Raw genomic sequence first — 2016 nt, 5'->3', positions numbered from 1 at the left:
CGTGGATCAGAACCGGCGCCAGCTGCCCGACGAAGTCGGCGAGCTCGGCCGCGTCCCGCGGCAGGTACAGGCTGTCGAGGTTGGGCAGGTACAGGAACTCGGGGCCGCGATACGAGACGTGGACCTCGAGGTTGCGGGTCCGGTCGATCTGCAGCAGCACCACGCTCAGGCCCTCGGCCCGGGCCTGCGCGACCATGTCGTCGACGTGCCGCTGGATGCCCCCGCCCCAGCTGTGCGTCACGTAGAGCAGCGCCCGCCCCGCGAAGTGCCGGGCCAGCCGCGCCCGGTCGAGCCGCGCCCGCCCGCGCCGGCCGGGATCGGCCTGGACGAACTGCCCGACCCGGGCCGGGTAGTCCGGATGCTTGGCGAGCAGGGCCGCCTGGCCCTGGTCGTACTCGCCGCCCGCGTCGAGCCCGAACGAGATCTGGCCGGCATGGTGGACGAACACGTCCTCGGCGAGCAGGTTGACGAAGCCGGCCTTGATGGCGCGCAGGCACCAGTCGTTCTCCTCGCCGTAGCCCTTGCCGAAGGCCTCGGCGTCGAGGTCGCCGACGGCGTCGAGGGCGGCGGCGGTCATGTACATGCAGAAGCCGACGCCGGTGGGCACCGGCACGGCGCGGCCGCGGTTGACCTGCGCGGCCATGCGGTCGAGCTCGGGCCGGGCGATCTCGAGCGGCATGGTGTTGTTGGCGTTGAAGCGCGGGTAGGAGCAGATCGTGGCGTTGTTGGACAAGGGCGTGACGCTGCCCACGGGCAGCCCCGCGCCCATTCCGCCCATTCCCGCCCCTGCCTCTACTCCTGCGCCTGCCGCCCCGCCGGACCCGGCCTGAGGGTCTGCCTGAGAGTCTGTCTGCGGTTCGGCGTGGGCGACGAGGCGGTCGAGCCAGTCGCCGAAGACTTCGGCGTCGGAGTTGAGCAGGACGACGGCGCGGCCCTGGCGCAGGCCGAGGGCGCGGTTGACCGAGCGGACGAAGCCGAGGTTCTGCTCGTTCTCGACGAGGTGGAACAGGCCGCGGCCGGCGAGGGCGGCGAGCTCCGCGGTGAGCTGCGGGTCGGGTGAGCGGTCGTTGACGGCGAGCAGGGTGAAGGGGGTGGCCTGGGGCGCCGACAGGCAGGCGTGGAGGGCGCGCAGGGTCTCGCCGCGGCCCTTGTAGACCGGGACGATGACGACGACGCGGGCCTGCGCGATGGGCAGGGCCGGGGGCAGGCGATCCCACGCGTCGGAAGCGGGGGCCTCCATCGGCGGATAGGTGCCGAGATCCTCGGGGCAGCCCATCAGCCCGGCGGCCCGGCCGGTCCGCACGTAGTGCAGGAACGGCGACTCCCCCGGGGCGAGGAGATGCCCGTAGGCGCGGCGGTAGAAGCGCGTCGAGAAGGTCTTGCTCGGGTCGCGGTCCTCCTCCTGGCCGTGGGACAGGAAGTGGATCGCCGGCCCGTTCTCGAAGCCGCCGGTGTCCGGGTAGCGCTTGAGGTACCAGGGCGCGTCGAAGAACGGCTCGATCAGGCGGGCCTGCTCGAACAGGTCGGCGTCCTCCTCGGCCGGCGGCGCGCCGTAGCGCGGATCGAAGGCCTCGCCCGCGAGGTCGTCGCCCCGCAGCAGGGCCCGGGCGAGGTGGTGGACGAAGGGCGCGAGGCCCGTCGCCGCCGCGGAGGGGTGGTGCGCGCGGTAGGCCCAGCCGTTGAAGTCGGGCCTGGGATTGCGGCCCTTCCGCCAGCCGGTGTCGCAGTAGTCGTGCACCGCGTCGTCGGCCTCCGACAGCCCGTAGCGCGCCCGGTAGAAGCCGTGGTCGAAATGCCCCGCCACCAGCCGCGCCTGCAGGTCCAGCAGCGCGTCCCGGTCGAGCGCCCCCTGCCCGATCGACCCGAGCCAGCCGGTGTCCTCCACCGGCGCCCGCGCCGGCCGCAGCCCGCAGACCCGCAGCAGCGCCGCCAGCGTCGAGCGCCCCGGGCCGGGATCGCGCAGCTCCCGCCAGCCCGCCTCGGCGAAGTGCAGGAACGGCTCGCGCCCGCCCACGT

Annotated in this window: 1 protein-coding gene; it reads right to left on the bottom strand. The window is 74.0% G+C overall.

The window, feature by feature from the left end:
- Positions 1 to 2016: glycosyltransferase family 2 protein (locus ACLBXO_RS31445; RefSeq protein ID WP_447687874.1), on the bottom strand; the 2016-nt coding region annotated here is incomplete at both ends.

Source organism: Methylobacterium sp. C33D (assembly GCF_053345825.1).
This window is presented reverse-complemented; position numbering and strand designations above follow the sequence as displayed.